Genomic DNA, 21,705 nt, shown 5'->3' on the forward strand with positions numbered 1-21,705 from the left:
ATTCGGAAATTACTTCGGGCCCTTAAATAAACAGCAGACAATGAAGCCTGTGTAATCTCAAATGGTAGTAGAAATACACCCGGATACGATAACCCGGAAGCGTTGTAATTCGTTCGTAATCAAAGCCTAACTGATTGAATGAGAAAAACGGTTTTGTATATTGTGAAAATAACGTTGTTCTTACTTATTGCGTTGTATGGTTCAATGTCTTTTGCCCAAACTTCAAAGTTGTGGGGAAAGGTGATCGACAAGCATACAGGCAATCCGATTTCGTATGCAAATATAAGCTTGAAACTTGATCAGGATTCACTTCGAATTGTTGGAGCGATTACCAATGCCGAAGGTGTTTTTACGATCAGGGATGTTGCTTACGGAAACTACCGATTGAAAATAAGTTTTATTGGTTACGATGCAGCGGTGGTGAACCCGTTTGTGATCAACCAATCGCAGTACGATATGGGAACTACTGCTTTGTCTGTCTCATCCAAAAATCTGGAAGAAGTAACCGTTAATTCCGAGAAACGAGGTATTTCATACCAGGTCGATCGCAAAATAATCAACGCAAAAAGTTTCCCGGGAGCCGACAAAGCCATCGATCTGCTTGAAAATATGCCGTCGCTACAGCTCGATGTGGACGGACGGCTTACGTATCGCGGGGATGGGACTTTCCTGGTTTATATTAACGGACGGCCCGAGTTAAACGGAGAAGAAAAACTGCGCCAGATACCAGCCGATCAGATTCAATACATTGAGATCATTACCAATCCAACCGCGAAATACGATGCAGAAGGCACCGCCGGAATTATACAGGTGATTTTAAAGCGGAGCCGCTTGGAAGGGTATGCCATAAATACCAGTGCCCGGTTTTCTACATTGGGATCGTACGAATGGATTTTCTCCATTGATCAGAAAGGGAAAAAGGGAGGCTGGTACATTCAGGGGCAGCTGGATGATTTTGTGCAACGGAAATTTACTACCACCTCCGATCAGATTATTACCAACGGTGAGCAGGAATACCGGACTTTTTCGGACTTAGTAAAAAAAGAGCGGGTAAATAACAGTTATTTGGAGTTTGGGTTGAACTACGACCTTTCGGATAAAGACTATATTGATTTTATGCTGAGTGCCGATCCTGTCCGACGCTCCAGTAAATACACCGATCTGGGTTTTTATAAAGAATCGGAATATCTTTCGGGCGAATTGCTGGGAGCTGAATCGTACGACTACGAAAGCCGCTTCAAAATGTATTACCGTTATTTGCGGGCGGTTACCACTTACGAACATGCATTTACAAAAGACCGTTCGCATTTGTTAACGGTTTACGCCGATTATTCAACTTATCTGCATCCGTTAAAGGAGAGTAAAATCGATACCAAAACATTCATCGACGGTTTTGAAAAGCTTGGGTATCTTGCCAAAGAGTACAACGAAATGATTGTGGAAACCAATGTGGCCTACAAGAACAAGTTTTCAGACAAGTCAACACTGGAGATCGGAGCAGAGATCAACCTCGATCATATTCCGAAAGTAACCACGCAGAGCGGAACTTTTGATGAACGAAACAGACTTCGGCTTTTTGAGGATGAGAAACAAGCGCAAAAAGTAAGGTTCGAGCAAAATATATTTTCGGGTTATGCCACATTCGAGAGCAGCTTTGGCAAGTTGGATTACAAGTTGGGAATTAGGATGGAACATACCCGGAGAAAATCGAACTACAGCTATCAGGCAGAAGATGATTCAGAGATAGAAATACCGGCCGAGAAAGAGTTCACCGATTTTTTCCCTTCGGCGCACCTGGTTTATAATTTTTCTGACGACAACCAACTGTCAATGAACTACAGCCGGCGAATTGGCCGGGCCGATTATTACGAGTTGATTCCGTTGAAGCGTTATGAAACTCCCTATATATATTATACCGGAAACGGAAACCTGATGCCCTCTTATTCCAACGCTTACGAATTGGGGTACATACGTTCGTGGGGCGATAATTTTGTGTCGGCAGAGATTTTTGCCCGAACCACCGACGATTTAATTCAAAGCTATTACCGGAGGGGAGAGAACAATACGGTGATTTGGACAAAGGAAAACGTTGGGAAATCCTTAAGTGCAGGAACTGAGCTGATGGCCGGATATGATATTTTTAAATGGTGGAATAGCAATCTTTCAACCAGTTTGTATCTCTACCGTTTGACGGTCGATCTTGATAATCATCAGAATGAACAGGAACAAATGCGGGGAGATGTTCGCTTTAACAATACGTTTAAAATAGGAAAGACTTTTTCGGTACGCTACCTGTTTGCCTATTTAAGTCCTTTTTTGAATGCTCAGGTTAAGCGAGATGCTTATACCTATTCCGATCTTGCCCTCCGGAAATCTTTTATGAAACGAAAATGGGAAGTGGAGTTCTCGTGGGCAAACGTATTTAATTCAATCAGATACAGCACAATTACCAGGGGCGATGGTTTGTATGTAGAATCCGATTTTGTTCGCAAACCTTACTTTACGTTTAAGCTATCTTACCGCTTCAATAATCAGAATTAGAGGGTAAAATTTTTTCTATAGGGCAGGATGTTGTTTATTTGCGGCGTGAAAATTCAACATTACATACCTTTTTATAAGCGAAATTTGCACCTGGCTCTTCCGATTGTCATGTCGCAAATAGGGCAGGTGATGGTGGCCCTTGTGGATAACATGATGGTGGGGCACGTGGGGACTACCGAGCTGGCAGCAGCTGCTTTTGCCAACAGTGTTTTTATGATCGGGATGGTGTTTGGAATGGGAGTTACCTATGGCCTAACTCCTTTGGTGGGGGCCGCATTTGGAAAAAACGACCGGAACACCATCGTGGTTTGGCTCAAAAACGGAAGTTTTTCACATTTACTAGCATCTGTGGCACTTACCTTCGTAATGTTTAGTGTGTATTTTTTCCTTCCGATGATGGGGCAGCCGCAGGATGTGTTGGAACTGGCCAAACCGTATTACCTGTTGTTGTGTGCGTCTTACTTTCCATTTATGTTGTTCTTCTCTCAAAAACAGTTTTTTGAAGGAATCGGGAACACAAAAATGGCCATGCATATCACCCTTACGTCCAATGTGGTAAACATTGTTGTTAACTACCTTTTTATATTCGGCAAGTTTGGGATGCCTGAGTTGGGCTTACTCGGGGCCGGAATCGGTACCCTGGTGTCGCGGATGATTATGCCTGTTTTGTACGCGTTCTATGTGGCGCGCAACACTCAGCTAAGTTCTTATTTTGCCGAGGCCAGACTTCAGCAAATTTCAAAACAGAAAGTGTTGGGAGTATTGAAGATTGGTATTCCAATTGGATTTCAGTTAATTGTTGAAGTGACAGCCTTTGCGATTGGTGCCGTAATGATGGGATGGTTGGGCGAAACCGCTTTGGCTGCACACCAGGTGGCCATTGGGTTGGCTTCTACCGCTTATATGATTGCCTTAGGAGTGTCGCAGGCCAATACCATACGGGTAAGCCATCAAATGGGCGTAAAGGATTATGCCGCGATGAAAACAGCTGCATTTGCCTCTACTCACCTGGTACTGGCCTTTATGTCGCTTACCGCCCTGTTATTTATTGTGGGGCGAAACATTCTGCCTTATTTGTTTACAAGCGATGTTGCCGTAATTCAAATAGCAGCCGAGTTGCTGATTATTGCAGCAGTGTTTCAATTGTTTGATGGATTACAGGTAATAATGCAAAGTACGTTGCGGGGAATGGCTGACGTAACAAAACCCATGCTTATTGCCTTTGTTGCTTATTTACTGGTAGGAATCCCGACCAGTTACGGCTTTGCTTTTCTGCTTGATTTTGGTCCGCAGGGGATCTGGTTTGGTTATTTGGTAGGCTTAACAACGGCCGGCATATTGTTCTATCTGCGGTTCAAAAACAATCTCCGGAAACTTAATCTCGGATAACTACAAAAAAAAACGGGTTACCCTTTTGGCCGATAACCCGATTGTTCATAGTCTAGTTTAGTTAGATCAGAAAACTTATTGGTCTAATAGAGAAAAGGTAGTGTTATAAGTTTCTAATTCATATTTTATTAAGGCTTCGCTAAGATAGTATAAAAATGATTTAAACCTTAATCATTTTTAAAAATTAATTAACATTTGTTAAAAGTTCAATGGGTTTATCTCTTAATTTATTGATTTTTAAGTGCTATAAAAAAAACAACATGTTGTATAATACCTTTGTTTTTTGAGCGATGCTGACGGTAAGTGTTCCTGTGATGATCTGAATTAGTTTTGTGATAAAAGTCATGTTTTTAGATGGTATAATGACAGATTGAATAGTAGGATTACTACCTCTTAAGCCGGAAGTTGCAGGCATTGTTTAATCCAGAACGAAGGAGTAAGGTACAGAGCAGAAAAGACCGATTTACAGGAAGTCTTAACGTTTATATTCCGGTAGAAAAGGAAACATAATTGGCATTGCAGGGGAACGTTGTTCTTGTTTTTATAACGATTGATTTCTGAGTGAATATATTATTTTGAGTTCGTTTTTTATTTCTTCAAAAAGAAAATCGCCACTCCTGCAGTTGGAACTGTGAAATGGCGAAATCTTTAACTACTAAATCCTCTGATGTTTATTTTGTCCAGAGACTTTCCATCTCTTCAAGCGTTTTATTTTTTGTTTCAGGAACCATTTTCCATACAAAAATCAGCGACAATACACTCATAGCTCCGTAGAACCAGTAGGTGCCACCGCTGCTGAATTCCATCATGGCAGGGTAGGTGGATGAGATGAAATAATTGGCTGCCCATTGTGCTGCTACTGCAACGGCTACTGCTTTCCCGCGAATTTTGTTGGGGAAAAGTTCCGATATTAACACCCAGCAGATTGGTCCCCACGACATCATAAACGAAGCGGTGTAAATAATGATAAATACCAGGGTGCTGATGCCGATTATTTTTAGGAAAGCCAGTGCTCCGATGGCAAACATGCCGATGGCCATACCAACCGAGCCAACCATCAGGAGTGGCTTGCGTCCCCATTTGTCGACCGTAACAATAGCAACCACCGTAAAAATTACATTCACGATTCCCATAACAACGGTTTGCAGCATTGAAGCATCTTTTGCTGCCCCCATACTTTCAAAAATGCGGGGTGCGTAGTAAAGTGCCACATTGATTCCGACGAATTGCTGAAAAACGGAAAGAAGGATTCCGATAATGATCACGATTTTCCCGTAAGAAAAGAGTTTCGCCGAAGAGTGTTCAACACTGTTCTTGATTTCAACAAAAATTTCTTTGGCCCGGCTTGCCCCGTTAATTTTTGTAAGAATCATCAGGGCCTTGTCGTCTTTATTTTTCAGAGCCAGGTAACGAGGTGTTTCAGGTACAAAAAATAGTAATATGCCAAAAAGTGCGGCCGGAATGGCTTCAGACATGAACATATATCTCCACCCGGTTGAGTTAATCCACTCGAGCGATTGACCGTTGGCAATTCCCCAGTTCACAAAGTAAACCACAAGCATTCCGAAAATAATGGCGAACTGATTTAGCGATACCAACCTTCCCCGTATGTCGGCCGGGGCAATTTCTCCAATGTACATCGGGCTGACCGCAGAGGCCAGTCCAACGCCAATACCGCCAATAATCCGGTAAAAATTAAACATGTATAAAAGCCCCAGCGAAGGCTCACCTTTTTCGAAAAACAGGAATTCAGGACTTCCGGAACCAAGGGCTGATGCAAAAAACAAAACTGCCGCCAGAAACAAGGTTCTTTTTCTTCCTAAGCGAGAAGCCAGCAGCCCCGAAATACTTCCACCAATAATACATCCGATAAGTGCGCTTGAAATGGTTGCACCGTGTGCCAGAGAATTTAATCCAAGGCTGTTGATCAGGTAGGCCTGTATCGATTTATCGGCTCCCGAAATTACAGCGGTATCGTAACCAAATAAAAGGCCACCCAAGGTGGCCACTAAGGTTATAACTGTAATATAAAATGTATTTCTCTCTTTCATTAAATATACCAGTTGATCAGTTGCTCAATCAGTTCCTGTTTCCCGCTGATTTGTTTTGGTTCTCCCACTTCCCCTGCAATGGCGTAAAGATCTTCCAGGCTAAGTTTGCCGGCTTCGTACTCAGCACCTTTTCCACTGTCGAACGAGGCGTAACGTGCCTTTCTGCGAGCGAGGTAATCGGAGTTGCTCAGGATGTTATCGGCAATAAGCAGTGAGCGGGCGAATACGTCCATGCCACCAATGTGCGCAATAAAGATATCTTCCAGATCGGTAGAGTTCCGACGGGTTTTGGCATCGAAGTTAATACCGCCGTGTGTAAAACCACCGGCCTGCAGAATTTCGAGCATGGCTTCGGTAACCTCGTAAATGTTGGTCGGAAATTCGTCGGTATCCCAGCCATTCTGGTAGTCTCCCTTGTTGGCATCAATGGATCCCAGTAAACCCGCATCGGCTGACATTCTCAGGTCGTGAGCAAAAGTGTGGCCGGCCAACGTGGCGTGGTTTACTTCAATATTCAGTTTAAAATCTTTCTCCAGGCCGTGTTCTTTCAGAAAGCCAATGACGGTTTGCGCATCGTAATCGTACTGATGTTTGGTTGGTTCCATCGGTTTGGGCTCGATGAAGAAAGTCCCCTTAAATCCTGCTTTGCGTCCATAATCGCGGGCAATGGTCAGGAATTTTCCAAGATGCGCGAGCTCTCGTTTGGTATCGGTGTTGTGCAGACTCATGTAACCTTCGCGTCCGCCCCAGAAGACATAACCGGTTCCACCTAGTTCGATGGTGGCATCGATGGCATTTTTTACCTGAACGGCAGCATTGGCCAGCACACTGAAATCGGGGTTGGTTGAAGCACCGTTCATGTAGCGTGGATCGGAGAAAACATTGGCCGTGCCCCAAAGCAGTTTCACACCCGAAGCAGCCTGTTTTTGTTTAGCGTATTCCACCATCTTTTCGAGCCGTTTTTCAATTTCAAAAACTGTTCCGCCACCCACTACATCCACATCGTGAAAGCAGTAATGCGGAATGTTCATTTTGGTAATGAACTCAAAAGCAGCATCCATTTTTTCTTTGGCGGCATCCATGGGATCGCCGGCCCCTTTCCAGGGGAAAATTTGTGTACCCGGTCCAAAAGGATCCTCGCCGGTGGCGCAGAAAGTGTGCCAGTAAGCCACCGCAAAACGCAGGTGGTCTTTCATCGTTTTTCCGGCTACCATTTTGTTTTCATCGTACCATTTAAAAGCCAGTGGATTTTTTGAATCGGGGCCTTCGTATTTAATCTGGCCAATGCCCTTGAAATACTCTTTGTTTCCTTTTAAGACTTCCATTTTGTATTTTTTTATTGTGAATGATCAATTGATTTCCCTGGTCAGAACTGCTTTCCAGTTTTCATAAGCTTCATTGTATTGAGCCGTTTTCGAAGGATCAGGTTCAATAACTTCCAGGCGTTTCAGGTTGGCAAATGCTTCTTCGAACGACCGGTAATAGCCCGAGCCAACGCCTGCTCCGCGCGCAGCGCCAACCGATCCGTCGGTGTTGTACAACTCGATGGTGGCTTCCGAAACCCCGGCCAGTGTGTCCCTGAAAAGCGGGCTCAAAAACATATTGGCTTTTCCGGCACGGATAACAGATGCGCGGATTCCGATGTTCTCCATAATTTCCATTCCGTATTTAAACGAGAAAACGATCCCTTCCTGGGCGGCTCTTAAAAGATGTCCTTTGTGGTGAATATTGAAATTCAGGCCAGAAAACACCGAGCCAATGTCTTTATTGCTCAACACACGTTCTGCACCGTTTCCAAAGGGTAAAATGCTTAGGCCTTCAGCTCCGGCCGGAATTGCGGCAGCCATTCCATTCATTTGTTCATAAGATAGGTTTTCGCCTGTCATTCTTTTTAGCCAGGCATTCAGGATGCCGGTGCCGTTAATGCATAGTAAAACCCCCAGGCGGGGATGGCTGGCTTGGTGGTTAACGTGCGCAAAGGTATTTACTCTCGACAAGGGGTCGTATTTTATTTCGCTGCTTACTCCGTAAACTACCCCCGAAGTTCCTGCCGTTGCGGCAATTTCGCCGGGGTTGAGCACGTTGAGCGAAAGCGCATTGTTGGGCTGATCACCGGCCCGGTAACTTATTTTTGTAGTGGGGGAGAGGCCCAGTTCTTTTGCTGCTTTTTCAGAAAGCTGACCCGAAACGGCAAATGTGGGAACAATTTCGGGGATGATATCGGACGAAAAGCCATAATTGTTTAACAGTAATTCAGCGAGTGAATTTTCTGAAAAATCCCACATAATTCCCTCGGAAAGGCCGCTTACGGTGGTTTGAACCTGCCCGCTTAATTTCATGGCAATGTAATCGCCCGGCAACATTATTTTATGAACTCTCTCAAACAAGTGTGGCTCGTTTTCCTTTACCCATTTTAGTTTCGAAGCAGTAAAATTTCCGGGTGAATTCAGCAAGTGAGTGAGGCAGCATTGTTCCCCGATTTCAGAAAATGCTTTGTCGCCGTACGCCGCCGCCCGGCTGTCGCACCAAATAATGGACGGACGGATCACCTCCCGGTTTTTATCCACCATTACCAGTCCGTGCATCTGGTACGAAATGCCAATGGACTCAATATCGGCAGGAGATACCCTCGAAACAGACAATACTTCGGCTAAAGCCAGTTTCAGATTTTCCCACCAAAGTTCGGGATCCTGTTCTGCCCAGCCTGCTTTTAGGGCGGTAATCTTCATTTCTTCTTTTGGGTAAAAAGCGCTGGCAGCCAGGTTGCCTTTTTCTCCTTCGATGAGTGAAACCTTTACGGATGAACTCCCGATATCGAATCCTAATAAGTACATGGTCTTGGTTGTTTTGTCGTTATATTTAGTTCAATCTGTTCTGTTCTGTTATGTGTGTAAAAATAAGTTCTATTATCTGGCTTTCAAAGCGGGGAAGAAGTGTTTTAAAACACTTTAAAGTGAAGAGCGGATTTTCAGTGTAGTTGGAACCGTGAAATTCATCGGCTTATTGGAGCTTACAAATTCGGCTGCTTTTTGTCCCATTAACTCAAAACCGGTGGAAATAACGGTAATGCCGTTTTTTACATACTTCTTCATGGGGGTTTCGTTGTATGAAATTACACCCACCTGGTTGCCGGGTTCAAAACCTTTCTCGGAGCATTGGTCGAGTAGGTTAGCCAAAGTCCGGTCACTGACCAAAAAGTACAGGCAGTCCTTTTTAATTACGAAATCTTCGGGCTGATAGATAACTTCGTGTTTGATCTTGAAATCGGTGCAGAACTTATTGAAATACTCGATTGCATCTTTCGGGTGATAGGTAAATGGAGGATAGTAAAAAATAAATTTCTTGTACTTTCTGATGGACTCCAGGTTATCAGCAAAGCAATCGTAAACAGCTTGTCCAAAATCCTGTCGCACGGTGTTGCTGTTCTCTGCGGATTGTATGTTCCAGTCGATAATCAAGAGCTGTTCAGCCGGAATTTTTCGAATGATCTCGTTTACTTTCGGGTGGTCAAAATTCATGATGATGTACTTGCTGTATTTGCCCAAACTTTCATCAATAATTTTCTCGAACAAACCAATGTTGTAATGATGGAACTGCAAGTCGACACTTACATTTTTGTTCAGGTGTTTCAGAAACGAGTGATACAACACCTCTTTGTAAGCTTTGAAAGTGTCGAGAAAAAGAAAGACTTTGGTGATTTTCCGGGTAACAAAATACCCGCGGTTGGGCACCGACTCTACAACGCCGCGTCTTTTTAGTTCGGCATAGGCTTTAAACACTGTATCGCGTGATAGTTGCGACTCCTTTATAAGCTGGTTGACCGAAGGAAGCATTTCTCCTTCTTTTAACTGGTTTTGGCTGATGGCGTCGATGATGGAATCCACCAATTGCTGGAACTTGAGTACGTTGGAATTTTCCTCGATTGAGATCTTAAATTTGTTCATAGTGCAAACTCAGGCTTGTCAAGTCAGTGTTGTTCTGTTCTGTTGCGTAAAAGAGGAATAAATGTACTGTAATTGTGGCGGAGTAGATTTAAATACGGACCAAGTTTTAACATTTATTAATGATGTGCCGATAATAAGCAAATGCGTGGGGCGTTTATTTTGAAAAGGATAGGGTGTAGTGTTTTTTTCTTAGTGGTTAAGTTTGGTCAGCAATTCTTTTTACGCTTCACTTTTATCCTTTTTTCTTCTAAATTTGATTCTCAAAAATAAAACCATGCTTCGCGACCTCATTGAAAAGAACCGCAGCTACCGCAGGTTCAAATCCGAAATAAAATTACGCCCCGAACAAATTGAAAGCTGGATCGATCTGGCCCGTTTAACCGCCAGCGGGCGAAATATGCAGCCTTTGAAATATGCCATTGTTACCGATGAAAAGCTATGTGGAAAGATTTTCCCGTTTTTGGGATGGGCCGGTTATTTGAGCGACTGGAAAGGGCCTGCTGAACCCGAACGTCCGGTAGCTTATGTAGTGGTTTTGAAAGACCGGTTGATCTCCGAAAATCATTATTGCGACGATGGCATTGCGATGCAAAGCATTCTTTTGGCCGCGGTAGAAGACGGTTTTGGTGGCTGTATTGTGGGATCGGTTAATAAAAGCAAGGTATCTCGGTTGCTGGAATTACCGGCACATCTTGAATTGCTGTGGGTGCTGGCGCTTGGGAAGCCTGCCGAAGAGGTGGTGATTGATACCGCGCAGGATGATATTAAATACTGGCGCGATGAAAAAGACATTCATCATGTCCCGAAAAGGCCGCTAAACGAAGTGCTCATTCTAAAGAAATAGCAACAAAAAAGGATGGCTTTGAACCATCCTTTTAAGAGTTTAACTTTTAAAAATATTATCCCCTTACAAAAAGGGCTTTGATGATGTGTTGTGCCATTTTTGGATTTTCCTTTAGCCGGCGGGTGGAATAATTAAACCATTTTTGGCCGTACGGAACATAAACCCGCATAAGGTGACCTTCGTCGACAATGCTTTGACGGAGCTCGGGTGTTACACCGTACAACATCTGGAATTCATACATATTCTTCGGGATATTCATTTCCCGGATCATTTTCTGAGCTTCTTCCACCAGGTATTTGTCGTGGGTGGCAATTCCTGCGTACATCTTGTTTTCAAACATGTACCTGAGATCGTCCAGGTAGTGGTCGCGAATCTCCTGATATCCTTTGTACGCAACACTTTCCGGTTCAATGTAAATTCCCTTGCAAAGACGGAAACTGATCGGATGTGCCGCTGTGTTCAGATCATTCAGTGCTTCCAGATCGCTTTTGGTGCGTCTCAGGTAGGCCTGAACAACCAGCCCCACATTGGCGGGGAATTCGGTGCGCAGCCTTCTGAAAATGTCGATTTCCATGTCGACACACTGCGAGTCTTCCATGTCGATCCTGACAAAGGAATTTTTTGAAGCCGCCATTTTTACAATGTCACGCATGTAGTTATAGCAAGCCTCTTTATCGATCAGCAAGCCAAACATGGTGGGTTTTACCGAAAAGTTGCCCCGTATTTTATCGGCAGTAAACCGCTCAATTACTTCCATATATTCGTTGCGGTTTTGTTCGGCCTCTTCGAGCGTACTAATGAACTCGCCCAAAATGTCAATGGTGACTTCTATGTTCTTTGCATTGAGTAATTTGGATGCCAATAATCCATCTTCCAGCGTTTCGCCCGCAATATACCGTTTCGAAAATACCCACACCAGTTTTTTAGGCATGTACGGTAAAATATTTGAGATTATCTTGTTCAACATTTCGGTTTTTAGAATGATAACTTTTTTTGCCATGCTAAAAATACGATTGGGACCAACTTTAATTCAATGATGTTTATCATTCGGGAATTATGATTTAATGCAGGTTTTGGAGAAAGGATAATTGGAATGGCATTAAAAAAATAGGATAGGGACATTGCATTTCAACTAAAAAATTATCTTTGTCCGGTCTATATAAAATGATAAAACCTACTTGTTTGAATTTAAAGTAATATTGTAATGAAAGGATCATCAATTGTTGTCAGTGTAGTATTATTTGTGGCAGTTGCCGTTTTGTATGTTCTGCATTTTACCGGTGGTAATACTGATGGAAAAACCAGTCCTGTCAGAAGTCAGGGGGGAGATTCTGTTGGCGGATTGAAAATTGCCTATGTTAAAGCCGATTCAATTATTTTGAATTATGAAATGGCGCAGGATATGCACGATGAGTTTACTAAAAAACAAGAAGCTTATACCAGCGAATACGGAACCAAACGTCAGACTTTTGAAAAAGAAGCCGCGGCATTCCAGGAAAAACTGCAGCGTGGTGGTTTTCTTACCGAGCAGCGTGCGGTGCAGGAACGCGATCGTTTAGTGGGAAAAGAGCAGGAAATTGTAAAACTTGATCAGGAATTATCTGCCAAGTTAATGGAAATTCAGCAAGGCAATAACCAAAAAATTCTGGATAACCTGATGGATTACCTGAAGCGCTACAACGAAACTGCGAAGTATGATTTCATTTTCAACTCGGCAGAAGTGTTGATCGGGCCTGAGGCGCATAACCTGACCTCAGAAGTGCTGGCAGCAATGAACGAAGAATACAAGGCTACAAAAGAGCAATAAAAAGAAACAAACTGATAAATTAAATCCGGGTAATGCCCGGATTTTTTTTGCCTTTTATTTTAGTTTTGTAACACTGTGTTTGCTGATCAATACATAATCAAAAACCAAGTGAAAGCGCTGCTTTCGCAGGCGCCGGATGAAAGCACCGGAATTATCGTTGTAATTCCGTGTTTGCGCGAACCGGCCATTCAGGAAACGCTTGAGTCGCTTTCCAAATGCACTTTGCCCGGGTGTGCGGTTGAGGTCATTGTTTTGATCAATCATTCAGAAACAGCTGAGGAGGAAACCAAATCATTTAACCTGAAAACCAAAGAGGAACTGGATGACTGGATCAGCAGAAAAGAGCAGAAAGGCATAAGCTTTTTTGCCGTTGGGCCGGTAGAGCTTCGAAAAAAATGGGCCGGTGCCGGACTGGCGCGGAAAAAGGGAATGGATGAAGCCGTTCTTAGGTTTAATACCATTGCGCGGAAAGAAGGTATCATTGTTTCGCTGGATGCCGACACTTTGGTGGAGCCCAATTACCTGGTTGAAGTTGCTGCGCATTTCAAGATCAACAAGAGCCATGTTGGGGCTACCATTGCATTTCGCCATCAAACCGGGAAGCTTGAACAAGAACACCGGCGCGGGATAGAGCTTTACGAACAGTACCTCGCTTATTACAAACGGGCCCTCGATTTTGCAGGGTATCCGCATTCGATGTTTACAGTCGGGTCGGCGTTTGCCGTTACTGCACAAGCTTATGTAAAAAGGGGCGGGATGAACCGACGGCAGGCTGGCGAGGATTTTTACTTTTTGCAAAACCTGGTTCAGATTGGAGAAGTAGGGGAGATACCTACAACTACGGTGCATCCTTCGGCGCGTTTGTCAGACCGGGTTCCTTTTGGGACCGGGCCTGTTTTGCAAAAGTGGATGGCCGGAGAAGAAGACCTCACCCAAACGTATAATTTCGATGCTTTTGTTGATTTAAAAGCCTTCTTCGATCGCACAGCCGATTTCTATCTGGCAAATAAAGCGGGTTTTGAGAAGATAGCCGACGAATTGTCGGAGCCGGTGGCTGCATTTCTTGTCCAGGATGATTTTTTTAAAGACATAGCCGAGTTGAACGCCAATTGTGCTTCTGCCGGTGTGTTTAAAAAACGTTTCTTTCAGAAGTTTAACGCGTTCAGAATCCTGAAATACCTGAATTTTGTTCATGCCGCCTTTTATTCCAAAGCTGGTTTGGAAGAACAATGCGCAAAGTTGAACCGCCTGTTTGGTCATTGAACCACCTTGTAGTCGGTGTTTTCCAGTTTAATTGTTAACTCGTTAATGGGTGATTTTGACTTAAATGCGACAAATCCTTCAATTTTTTCCTGAGGATAGATAATCTCTGCGGCAATGTTAAAAACGTACAATTTCTTTTGTAAAAAGTTCATCTTTTCAGTTGGGTCCTTTTGTTTTTCTTTCTGTTGAAATTCCGGATAGTCGCTGAATCCGTCACCGTCCAGATCATCGTCTACATCAAGGGCTGAAAGAAGGCCTTCGTAAGCCACATAAAAAACAATAAACACCGGAATTATATAGGCTGCTTTGGGGAATCGCCGGGTTTTTAATTTTTCGGCTGCAAGTTTATTATTGACTATTTCCAGTTTGTTCCCTTCAGAGTAAAAGCCCAGCTGGCTCCCGTGAACAGGTTCTTCCGAGTTGTTCATTACACTAATATATAGAAGCTGTACGTCGTTTTTATTGGCCCATCCTCTCCTGAAATTGTTTTTCCCGTATCTGATTTGGTCGGCAGAATAGCTGTATGTAATGGCCGGGCTTACAACAGGTGGCTTTGTGGGGGCAACCTCAATGATTGTTTTGGGGCTTTTACAGCTTAGTGTAAACAATGTGAAAGCCAGTAATATGGCGGTGATCTTTTTCATGCGTTTGTTTCTGTTTCTTACATAAGTTTGTTTGAATACGGATTCCGGATGTAGCAATAATCATTCCTTTTAATGAGCCTTTTCGCAAATCCTAAAAAAATGTGACGGTTAAATCTGCGGCAACTTTAGGTAAAATAAGTTATCGTTTCCGGATTAAAGAGGGGATACTTCTGGTGTTTGACCAATCATTGTTTTCATTGAACGTTTTTGCACTGGTTTCGGTCGTTACAGCTATTCCATAATAAATTATATTGTTATAAAAATTAATTGAATCTTAATAGGTGTTCTAAGTGTTACTGGTTGGTATACAGTATTTTGTGGCGTATTTTGATAAATCAGGGGAATAAAATGAGGGATGTGGTTTGTTTTTTTGGCAAACTTTGTACATTTGCTGCAACGTTAATGTTTAATTAAAAACTTCATTGTTATGGCATACAAAATTTCAGATGAATGTATTGCATGCGGAACTTGTATTGATGAGTGCCCGGTTGACGCGATCTCAGAAGGTGATATCTACACCATTGATGCGGAACTTTGCACTGATTGTGGTTCATGCGCAGAAGTTTGCCCGGTAGAAGCAATTTCAATCGACGAATAAGCCGGACAACATAAAGAAATTCAAAAAGCTCGTTAGTCATAAGACTGACGGGCTTTTTTTGTGGACTTCTTTCACCAAATCTGGCAGAAATTTCTTCAGAAGCCGTTTAGTGGAAGAAGAACAGTAGGTAACAAAAGCAGAAAGCCCAGTACCGAAAGAATGACAATCAGCGGTGCCACCCATCGTACCCATTTTTCATAGGGTATCCGGGCAATTCCGAGCACCCCGATTAACACGCCCGAAGTAGGTGTAATCATGTTGGTAAAACCGTCGCCGAGTTGAAATGCAACCACTGTTGCCTGTCGTGAAATCCCTATTAAATCGGAAAATTGCGACATCATAGGCATGGTAAGTGCAGCTTTCCCTGATCCACTGGGTATGAATATGTTCAAAAAGGTTTGAATCAGGTACATGGCCGTAACCGAGCCAACTTTACCCATGTCCTGCATGGTTTTGGAAACTCCGTAAAGAATGGTGTCAATGATTTTTCCATCTTCCAGAACCACAATAATTCCTCCGGCCAGCCCCACTACCATTGCGGCAGATAAAATGTCTTTCGCCCCTGCAATAAACGATTGGGTAATTTGGTTGGCAGTGTTGCCTGCCGCAATTCCCGAAAAAACTCCCAGGGCAAGAAAAAGAGTGGCTATTTCCATTACGTACCACTGATAGCCCATCACGCCGATTATCAGGAAAACAACCGTAAACAGAAGCAGGTTGAGAATATAGAAATGAACCGACTTTCGAAGTGATAATATTCCGAACAGAATAAACAGGGCAGTGGCAACGGGGACTGCCGGAAAACGAAATACATGGTTTCCGATGTTCAGATCGGTGATGGGTTGCGAGTAGGAAAAGGCCAGTAAAACTACTGTCAGAAAGAGAAAAGAATACCAGGCAGTTCGCGGAACATTGTAATCGATCCGGATATTGTTTTCGCTGTTTCGGTGGCGCCAGTGTTGGTCGTCGTCATGCACCAGCGATTTTTCAGGGTGTTTTTTGATACGCGCTGCATACCATAAAATATAGGCAAATCCGGCAGCATTGATCAATACCCACATCACAATCCGGTATTCAATTCCGGAAAAAAGCGGAAGATCAGACAATCCCTGTGCAATTCCCACCGTGAATGGATTTAGAAAAGCACCCGCAAAACCAAGGGCGGCCGCCACAAAACAGAGCGAAACACCCACAATGGAATCGTACCCCATGGTAATGGCCAATGGCACAAAAATAATGGTAAAGGCGATGGTTTCTTCGCTCATGCCAAACACTGCTCCAAACAGGCTGAACATCAGCATAATTCCGGTCAGGATAATGTTGTTAACCCCCAGTTTGCGCAGTACACGCGATCTTTCCCATTTTTTGGAAAATTGCAGAAAACTGTAAATACCAATATCAATCGATTTACTTTCGTTCAGGATCCAAAAAGCTCCACCAATCATCAGGATAAAAGCGATGATAGGGGCCGTATTCACAAAGCCATCAAAAAAAGCCGAAAAAATCTGCCAGCTTTGCCGGTTGCTTTCAATGTAATGAAACGAGTCGGGATTGATAACACTTCTTTCTACGCCATTTACAGTCACGGTTTCCCGAACAAATTCACCCCCCGGAATCATCCAGGTTAACAGGGCGCTGAAAACAATCAAAACAAAAATGATAACATAAGTATGAGGTACTTTTCTAAGCATAGCTGCAAGTTTTGGTTCCGAAAATAGCAATTCTTAGCGGAATCATTTCGACACATTCTTTTCAATAGCCAACATTCCCAGAAAGTTTGTTATTTCATTCCACCGACTGACTGATTGGAATCGCTCCGGAGTTTCGTCAATAGTATTAATTATTACGTTAAGTAGAATGACAATCGTCATTTGAATTTATCCGGCTTAAAGCTTGATTTATCGGAGCATTTTTGTACCTTATTATTAAAATAAGTCACAAATTTAATTCGAATTAGAGAGGAAATGTGATCTTGATCTTGCAAAAGCCAAAAGTCGGGTATCTATAAACTGACGGATGGATTGTGTTGTTCGGGACTAATTATTGAAAAGGTGAGCGGAGAGTTGCAGAAGAAAGAGAAACGAGAAACTCTCCGGCTTGAAACAATGAATTGAAAAATAAACATTTGAGTGTATGAAGTTATTACTGGAAAATATAAAAGAACTTGTTCAGGTGGAAGAGGATCCGGTGTCGTACCGGGCCGGTAAAGAAATGAGCAAGGTTAACACCATCAAAAATGCTTTTGTAATTATCCGTGATGAGATTATTGAAGAGTTTGGGCGGATGGATCAATTGAAGGATGTTTATTGCGATGATGACTTGCTGATTGAGATCGATTGCTCCAACCGTCTGGTATATCCCGCTTATTGCGATTCGCACACGCATCTGGTTTATCCGTCGGCACGCGAAAAGGAATTTGTGGATCGGATTAAAGGACTTTCGTATGAAGAGATTGCACGTCGCGGCGGTGGAATTCTTAATTCGGCCAAACGCTTGCACGAAGCATCGGAAGAAGAGTTGTTCAACGACGCTATGCACCGGATCATCGAAATCATGAAAATGGGAACCGGGGCAGTGGAGATCAAAAGCGGATACGGTTTAAATACGGAAGATGAACTGAAGATGCTGCGGGTTATTCGCTGGATAAAAGAAACTGCGCCAATTTGTGTGCGGGCTACGTTTTTGGGAGCCCACGCCATTCCCGCCGAGTATAAAAGCAATCCTTCGAAATATGTTGATGTGATCATTAACGAAATGATTCCGCAGGTGGCAGCCGAAGAACTGGCTGATTTTATAGATGTGTTTTGTGATAAAGGCTTTTTTACGGTAGAAGATACCGAACGGATACTGATGGCCGGGTTAAAATATGGATTGAAACCAAAAATTCATGCCAACGAACTCGGCTTAACCGGTGGCGTTCAGGTAGGGGTTAAATACGGAGCATTGTCGGTCGATCATCTTGAATTTATTGAAGAAAACGAGATTGCAGCACTGCAAAACAGCGAAACCATGCCAACTGTATTACCCGGAGCTGCTTTTTTTCTGGGTATGAAGCTTTCTCCGGTACGCGAAATGATAGAAGCCGGTTTGCCCATTGCGCTGGCTTCGGATTTTAACCCGGGCTCTTCGCCCAGTGGTAACATGAGCCTCATTGCCGCCATGGGATGTATCAACTACAAAATGCTTCCGGAGGAAGTGATCAACGCAACTACGCTCAATACAGCCTACGCAATGGGTATTAGCGATTCGTACGGCAGCATTGCCCGCGGAAAGGTAGCCAACCTGTTTATTACTTCCGAGATTCCGGGTATTGAGTACATTCCGTATTATTATGGCTCCAGTTTGGTGGAAACAGTTATTTTGAATGGTGAAGTTCAGACTTTCGAACGCTGTTAAAAATCATTCCCTTTGCCATCCCCTTGTTCTAAATTCGCCTTTCAAAAGGATGAAATTGAAAACCTGTGTGACATAATTTCACGATTGAAAAACCTGTAGTATGAAGAAAATTATTGAGTGCGTGCCTAACTTTTCGGAAGGCCGCGATATGAGCATAATCAAAGAAATTACCAATGCCATTGAAAGTGTTGCCGGCATTAGTTTGCTGGATGTTGACCCGGGAAAAGCTACCAATCGTACAGTGGTGACTTTTGTGGGTGAGCCGGAAGACGTGATTGAAGCAGCTTTCAGAGGAATTAAAAAGGCCGCTGAAGTAATTGATATGAGCAAACACAAGGGAGAGCATCCGCGCTTTGGTGCCACTGATGTTTGCCCGCTGGTTCCGGTGGCAAATGTTACCATGGAAGAAACCGTGGTTTATGCCCGCCAATTGGCTGAAAGAGTAGGAACTGAGCTCGGTATTCCTGTTTTTTGTTACGAGTTTGCTGCCTATAAAGAGAAACGCAGAAGTTTGGCCAACTGCCGGTCGGGCGAGTACGAAGGTTTGAAAGACCGAATTTCCACGGTCGAGTGGAAACCCGATTTTGGCCCCGATGCATGGAATGAGGGGGTAAAGGGAAGTGGGGCAACGGCCATTGGAGCGCGTAATTTCCTGGTGGCTTACAATGTTAATTTAAACACCACATCTACCCGAAGAGCCAATGCGATCGCTTTTGATATTCGCGAAGCGGGGCGCGTAATGCGTGAAGGCGACCCGGTGACAGGAAAAATTGTAACCGACGAAAGCGGGGAACCAGTAAGAATCCCCGGAAGTTTGAAGAAGACACGCGCAATTGGATGGTATATTGAAGAATACGGCATCGCTCAAATCTCGATAAATCTTACCGATATTTCGGTGACGCCGGTGCATGTTGCTTTTGATGAGGTATCAGAAAGGGCGCGCGAGCGTGGACTCAGGGCAACCGGTTCCGAATTGGTGGGATTGATTCCATTGCAGGCAATGCTCGATGCCGGGAAATATTTTCTGCGTAAACAACAGCGCTCCACCGGCATCTCCGATGAGGAGATCATAAAGATTGCCGTGAAGTCGCTGGGGCTGGACGAGCTAGGTCCTTTTGATCCTAAAAAGAAAATAATAGAATACGTTATCGAAGACAAAGCAGCTCGTAAACTGATCGATTTGACACTGACGCAGTTCAAAGACGAAACGGCTTCAGAATCTCCGGCGCCCGGAGGTGGTTCTATTTCGGCTTATGTGGGTGCTTTGGGAGCTGCACTTGGTGCAATGGTGGCCAACCTTTCGGCGCACAAACGTGGTTGGGACGATCGTTGGGAAGAATTTTCGGAGTGGGCAGAAAAAGGAAAGCTGTACCATTCGGCCTTGCTCCGTTGTGTGGACGAGGATACCGATGCTTTCAACCAAATAATGGCGGCTTTTGGCTTGACCAAATCGACAGAACAGGAGAAGGCTGAAAGAAAACAGGCCATTCAGAATGCGACAAAAAATGCCATTGAAGTTCCGCTAAAGGTTATGCAACTGGCGCACGATTCATTGGAAGTAATGAAAGCCATGGCTGATTTTGGGAATCCAAACTCGGTGTCGGATGCAGGTGTTGGTGCGTTGTGTGCGCGAACCGCTGTTGAAGGAGCTTACCTGAATGTAAAGATCAATGCGGCTGGATTTGGTGATAAGGCGTTTTTGGATGAAAAACTTGCCTTTGCTAATGGTTTGTTGCAGTCGGCCAAGCAAAAAGAGTCAGAAATTCTCGCGGTGGTTTATGAAAAAATAGAATCTTAGTAGAGATATAGTTGAAATAAGAAAAACGCGGTGGCCCGGAATGTCGGGTTACCGCGTTAGTTTTTCTGTTTTCTCAGCCACTGTTCCTTTTTCGGTCAGTCGAATGATCCAGATTATAAACTGAATCCATTTTCCGGGCCTGGTCACGATTTGTTCGATCCTGGCAACTTTCTGATCACGAATCGATAACTGCTCCGGCCGGTCAGATTGTTTGTACTTTACCAATTCGGTCGCAAATTTCCAGGCTCCGTCGCGGGCTACTTTCATACTAAAATCCACTACGTAATTGTCGACCTTGCCTGAAAGCGAAAGTATTTTTCGCAGAAAAGGCCAGATGGAAGAAAGGTTTTCCTGGACCTCATTGACCAGCGACGATAGTATTTCATTGATCTGCTTAAAATCATTTTCAAGTGAACCGATCGAACCGGCGTCCGAAACTTCGACAGCCGCAACTCCCAGGTCGAGGTTGATATGTGCATTCATTCCAAGCAAAAGATGCTGAATAACCAGTAACTGTTTATTTTCTGCCTGCTGAAAAGCTTTTTCCCACGATAACGATACGGGCCGGCCTTTGTGCCAGTCGTAGTAGGCATCTATGTAGCGTTTAGCAAAAATCACATCAAGTTTTTCCATTCTGGGGCCATCGTCAAAACGATTGGCTTTAATGCCTTCCTTTACTTCAATTGTAACCCTTTGGTAAAGCGCAGCAAAATACCCCAGTGTGTCTTCATCTTTTATGGATTCCTGAATGATCGAATCAAGAATTTCAATTACGTCGTCGATCGAGTTAACGGGCTTTCTGTTCATGTTTGAAAAGTTATTTTACAGATAAACAGTTTAGTCCCCAAAGTGTTGACCGATCATTAGTCCCGGAGAGTAGGTGCATTTTAGTTCTTTCGTACCGCCACTAACGCAATAATGGCCAGCCGGGCAACTATAAATACGAATATTCCCATCAGCGGATCGACCAATGCCATTTTCAGACCGTGGGCAAGCAGGCTTGGTGTCAGTTCACCATGTGCTTCAACGGCGTCAAAGGCATGGATCAGTCCAAAAGTTCTTCCCATAAATCCCCAGGCTACGGCAAACCAGCCAATGTGTTTCATCAAATCCATGAGCTTTGGGCGGCTTTCTTTTTTGAGGAGGGCTACGGTGAACAAGGCAAGAATAATGATTAGACATGCGAAAATGGTCACGGTAAATACAGGGCCTCCATCAATAAATTTTCCAATAATACTTTTCATTGTTTTTAGTTTTTGATTGATACTGATTCAAATCTAAGAAATGCCTGCATGCCGTTATTTTTATTGCGATAGATACCCCGAACCATACGCTTTCTAACAAATTTAAAGGTATAAACGGAATTTTGTACTGAGATTATGTCAAAAATAGGGGTAAATCGGCATTCCATCGATAAATGAAAGGGAATC

At 43.6% G+C, this 21,705-nt stretch carries 17 protein-coding genes; 8 read left to right on the forward strand and 9 right to left on the reverse strand.

Translation table 11 applies throughout. The annotated features are described in order from the left end of the window. Nucleotides 1-138 precede the first annotated feature (138 nt). Nucleotides 139-2,541 (forward strand): TonB-dependent receptor, encoded by a 2,403-nt coding sequence (locus tag D1614_RS18570; RefSeq protein WP_119439484.1) that lies wholly within the window; start codon nucleotides 139-141, stop codon nucleotides 2,539-2,541. Nucleotides 2,542-2,649: 108 nt separating this feature from the next. Next, nucleotides 2,650-3,930, forward strand: a complete 1,281-nt coding sequence (locus D1614_RS18575; protein WP_162304561.1) for an MATE family efflux transporter — start codon at nucleotides 2,650-2,652, stop codon at nucleotides 3,928-3,930. Between the two features lie 671 nt (nucleotides 3,931-4,601). On the opposite strand, the gene xylE is transcribed toward D1614_RS18575, so the two are convergent. The 4 genes from xylE to D1614_RS18595 form a co-directional block, all read right to left on the reverse strand. Continuing rightward, nucleotides 4,602-5,981, reverse strand: a complete 1,380-nt coding sequence (gene xylE, locus D1614_RS18580) for a D-xylose transporter XylE (RefSeq protein WP_119439486.1) — start codon at nucleotides 5,979-5,981, stop codon at nucleotides 4,602-4,604. After that, the gene (gene xylA / locus D1614_RS18585) at nucleotides 5,981-7,306 is read right to left on the reverse strand and encodes a xylose isomerase (RefSeq protein ID WP_119439487.1); all 1,326 of its coding nucleotides are present in this window, start codon (nucleotides 7,304-7,306) and stop codon (nucleotides 5,981-5,983) included. The genes xylE and xylA overlap by 1 nt, the downstream gene beginning before the upstream one ends. Nucleotides 7,307-7,330: 24 nt before the next feature. After that, entirely contained in the window at nucleotides 7,331-8,815 is a 1,485-nt protein-coding gene (locus D1614_RS18590) for a xylulokinase (protein WP_119439488.1), read from the reverse strand. A gap of 114 nt (nucleotides 8,816-8,929) precedes the next feature. Further along, nucleotides 8,930-9,925 carry a winged helix-turn-helix domain-containing protein gene (locus tag D1614_RS18595; RefSeq protein ID WP_119439489.1) on the reverse strand — a complete coding sequence of 332 codons (996 nt, stop codon included), beginning with the start codon at nucleotides 9,923-9,925 and terminating at the stop codon, nucleotides 8,930-8,932. A gap of 274 nt (nucleotides 9,926-10,199) precedes the next feature. Here D1614_RS18595 and D1614_RS18600 point away from each other — a divergent pair, with 274 nt between their 5' ends. Further along, a complete protein-coding gene (locus D1614_RS18600) occupies nucleotides 10,200-10,769 on the forward strand; it encodes a nitroreductase family protein (RefSeq protein ID WP_119439565.1) in 570 nt (189 codons plus the stop codon). Nucleotides 10,770-10,824: 55 nt separating this feature from the next. On the opposite strand, the gene D1614_RS18605 is transcribed toward D1614_RS18600, so the two are convergent. After that, on the reverse strand, nucleotides 10,825-11,736 hold the full coding sequence (locus D1614_RS18605; protein WP_119439566.1) for a proline dehydrogenase family protein: 912 nt from the start codon (nucleotides 11,734-11,736) through the stop codon (nucleotides 10,825-10,827). A gap of 237 nt (nucleotides 11,737-11,973) precedes the next feature. Here D1614_RS18605 and D1614_RS18610 point away from each other — a divergent pair, with 237 nt between their 5' ends. Together D1614_RS18610 and D1614_RS18615 are read left to right on the forward strand one after the other, a co-directional pair. After that, nucleotides 11,974-12,576, forward strand: coding sequence for an OmpH/Skp family outer membrane protein (locus D1614_RS18610; RefSeq protein WP_119439490.1), 603 nt, complete (start codon nucleotides 11,974-11,976; stop codon nucleotides 12,574-12,576). A gap of 108 nt (nucleotides 12,577-12,684) precedes the next feature. Beyond that, nucleotides 12,685-13,839, forward strand: coding sequence for a glycosyltransferase family 2 protein (locus D1614_RS18615; protein WP_162304562.1), 1,155 nt, complete (start codon nucleotides 12,685-12,687; stop codon nucleotides 13,837-13,839). Here D1614_RS18615 and D1614_RS18620 read toward each other — a convergent pair. Further along, nucleotides 13,833-14,483 carry a hypothetical protein gene (locus D1614_RS18620; RefSeq protein WP_147384317.1) on the reverse strand — a complete coding sequence of 217 codons (651 nt, stop codon included), beginning with the start codon at nucleotides 14,481-14,483 and terminating at the stop codon, nucleotides 13,833-13,835. The genes D1614_RS18615 and D1614_RS18620 overlap by 7 nt on opposite strands. A 427-nt stretch (nucleotides 14,484-14,910) precedes the next feature. On the opposite strand from D1614_RS18620, the gene fdxA reads away from it, so the two are divergent. Beyond that, complete coding sequence (gene fdxA / locus D1614_RS18625; RefSeq protein WP_119439493.1) at nucleotides 14,911-15,081, forward strand: 4Fe-4S ferredoxin; 171 nt, start codon at nucleotides 14,911-14,913, stop codon at nucleotides 15,079-15,081. Between the two features lie 95 nt (nucleotides 15,082-15,176). Here fdxA and D1614_RS18630 read toward each other — a convergent pair whose 3' ends face one another. Continuing rightward, complete coding sequence (locus tag D1614_RS18630; RefSeq protein ID WP_119439494.1) at nucleotides 15,177-16,772, reverse strand: YfcC family protein; 1,596 nt, start codon at nucleotides 16,770-16,772, stop codon at nucleotides 15,177-15,179. A gap of 442 nt (nucleotides 16,773-17,214) precedes the next feature. On the opposite strand from D1614_RS18630, the gene hutI reads away from it, so the two are divergent. Continuing rightward, complete coding sequence (gene hutI / locus D1614_RS18635; RefSeq protein ID WP_119439495.1) at nucleotides 17,215-18,477, forward strand: imidazolonepropionase; 1,263 nt, start codon at nucleotides 17,215-17,217, stop codon at nucleotides 18,475-18,477. 100 nt (nucleotides 18,478-18,577) lie between these two features. Further along, nucleotides 18,578-20,275: a glutamate formimidoyltransferase gene (gene ftcD / locus D1614_RS18640; RefSeq protein WP_119439496.1), complete on the forward strand. Its 1,698-nt coding sequence runs from the start codon at nucleotides 18,578-18,580 to the stop codon at nucleotides 20,273-20,275. A gap of 48 nt (nucleotides 20,276-20,323) precedes the next feature. Here ftcD and D1614_RS18645 read toward each other — a convergent pair whose 3' ends face one another. After that, nucleotides 20,324-21,082: a DUF5995 family protein gene (locus tag D1614_RS18645; protein ID WP_119439497.1), complete on the reverse strand. Its 759-nt coding sequence runs from the start codon at nucleotides 21,080-21,082 to the stop codon at nucleotides 20,324-20,326. 80 nt (nucleotides 21,083-21,162) lie between these two features. After that, a complete protein-coding gene (locus tag D1614_RS18650; RefSeq protein WP_119439498.1) occupies nucleotides 21,163-21,519 on the reverse strand; it encodes a MotA/TolQ/ExbB proton channel family protein in 357 nt (118 codons plus the stop codon). Between the last annotated feature and the right edge of the window lie 186 nt (nucleotides 21,520-21,705).

This window comes from Maribellus luteus (genome assembly GCF_003576475.1).
GTDB classification, from domain to species: domain Bacteria; phylum Bacteroidota; class Bacteroidia; order Bacteroidales; family Prolixibacteraceae; genus Draconibacterium; species Draconibacterium luteum.

What these genes read in the sequence shown, in the direction of transcription:
- D1614_RS18595 (WP_119439489.1), bottom strand. Translation starts at nt 9,925, where the DNA reads ATGAACAAATTTAAGATCTCAATCGAGGAAAATTCCAACGTACTCAAG.
- D1614_RS18620 (WP_147384317.1), bottom strand. Translation starts at nt 14,483, where the DNA reads ATGAAAAAGATCACCGCCATATTACTGGCTTTCACATTGTTTACACTA.
- xylA (WP_119439487.1), bottom strand. Translation starts at nt 7,306, where the DNA reads ATGGAAGTCTTAAAAGGAAACAAAGAGTATTTCAAGGGCATTGGCCAG.
- xylE (WP_119439486.1), bottom strand. Translation starts at nt 5,981, where the DNA reads ATGAAAGAGAGAAATACATTTTATATTACAGTTATAACCTTAGTGGCC.
- D1614_RS18575 (WP_162304561.1), top strand. Translation starts at nt 2,650, where the DNA reads ATGTCGCAAATAGGGCAGGTGATGGTGGCCCTTGTGGATAACATGATG.
- D1614_RS18600 (WP_119439565.1), top strand. Translation starts at nt 10,200, where the DNA reads ATGCTTCGCGACCTCATTGAAAAGAACCGCAGCTACCGCAGGTTCAAA.
- D1614_RS18630 (WP_119439494.1), bottom strand. Translation starts at nt 16,772, where the DNA reads ATGCTTAGAAAAGTACCTCATACTTATGTTATCATTTTTGTTTTGATT.
- D1614_RS18610 (WP_119439490.1), top strand. Translation starts at nt 11,974, where the DNA reads ATGAAAGGATCATCAATTGTTGTCAGTGTAGTATTATTTGTGGCAGTT.
- D1614_RS18650 (WP_119439498.1), bottom strand. Translation starts at nt 21,519, where the DNA reads ATGAAAAGTATTATTGGAAAATTTATTGATGGAGGCCCTGTATTTACC.
- fdxA (WP_119439493.1), top strand. Translation starts at nt 14,911, where the DNA reads ATGGCATACAAAATTTCAGATGAATGTATTGCATGCGGAACTTGTATT.
- ftcD (WP_119439496.1), top strand. Translation starts at nt 18,578, where the DNA reads ATGAAGAAAATTATTGAGTGCGTGCCTAACTTTTCGGAAGGCCGCGAT.
- D1614_RS18645 (WP_119439497.1), bottom strand. Translation starts at nt 21,082, where the DNA reads ATGAACAGAAAGCCCGTTAACTCGATCGACGACGTAATTGAAATTCTT.
- hutI (WP_119439495.1), top strand. Translation starts at nt 17,215, where the DNA reads ATGAAGTTATTACTGGAAAATATAAAAGAACTTGTTCAGGTGGAAGAG.
- D1614_RS18570 (WP_119439484.1), top strand. Translation starts at nt 139, where the DNA reads ATGAGAAAAACGGTTTTGTATATTGTGAAAATAACGTTGTTCTTACTT.
- D1614_RS18590 (WP_119439488.1), bottom strand. Translation starts at nt 8,815, where the DNA reads ATGTACTTATTAGGATTCGATATCGGGAGTTCATCCGTAAAGGTTTCA.
- D1614_RS18605 (WP_119439566.1), bottom strand. Translation starts at nt 11,736, where the DNA reads ATGTTGAACAAGATAATCTCAAATATTTTACCGTACATGCCTAAAAAA.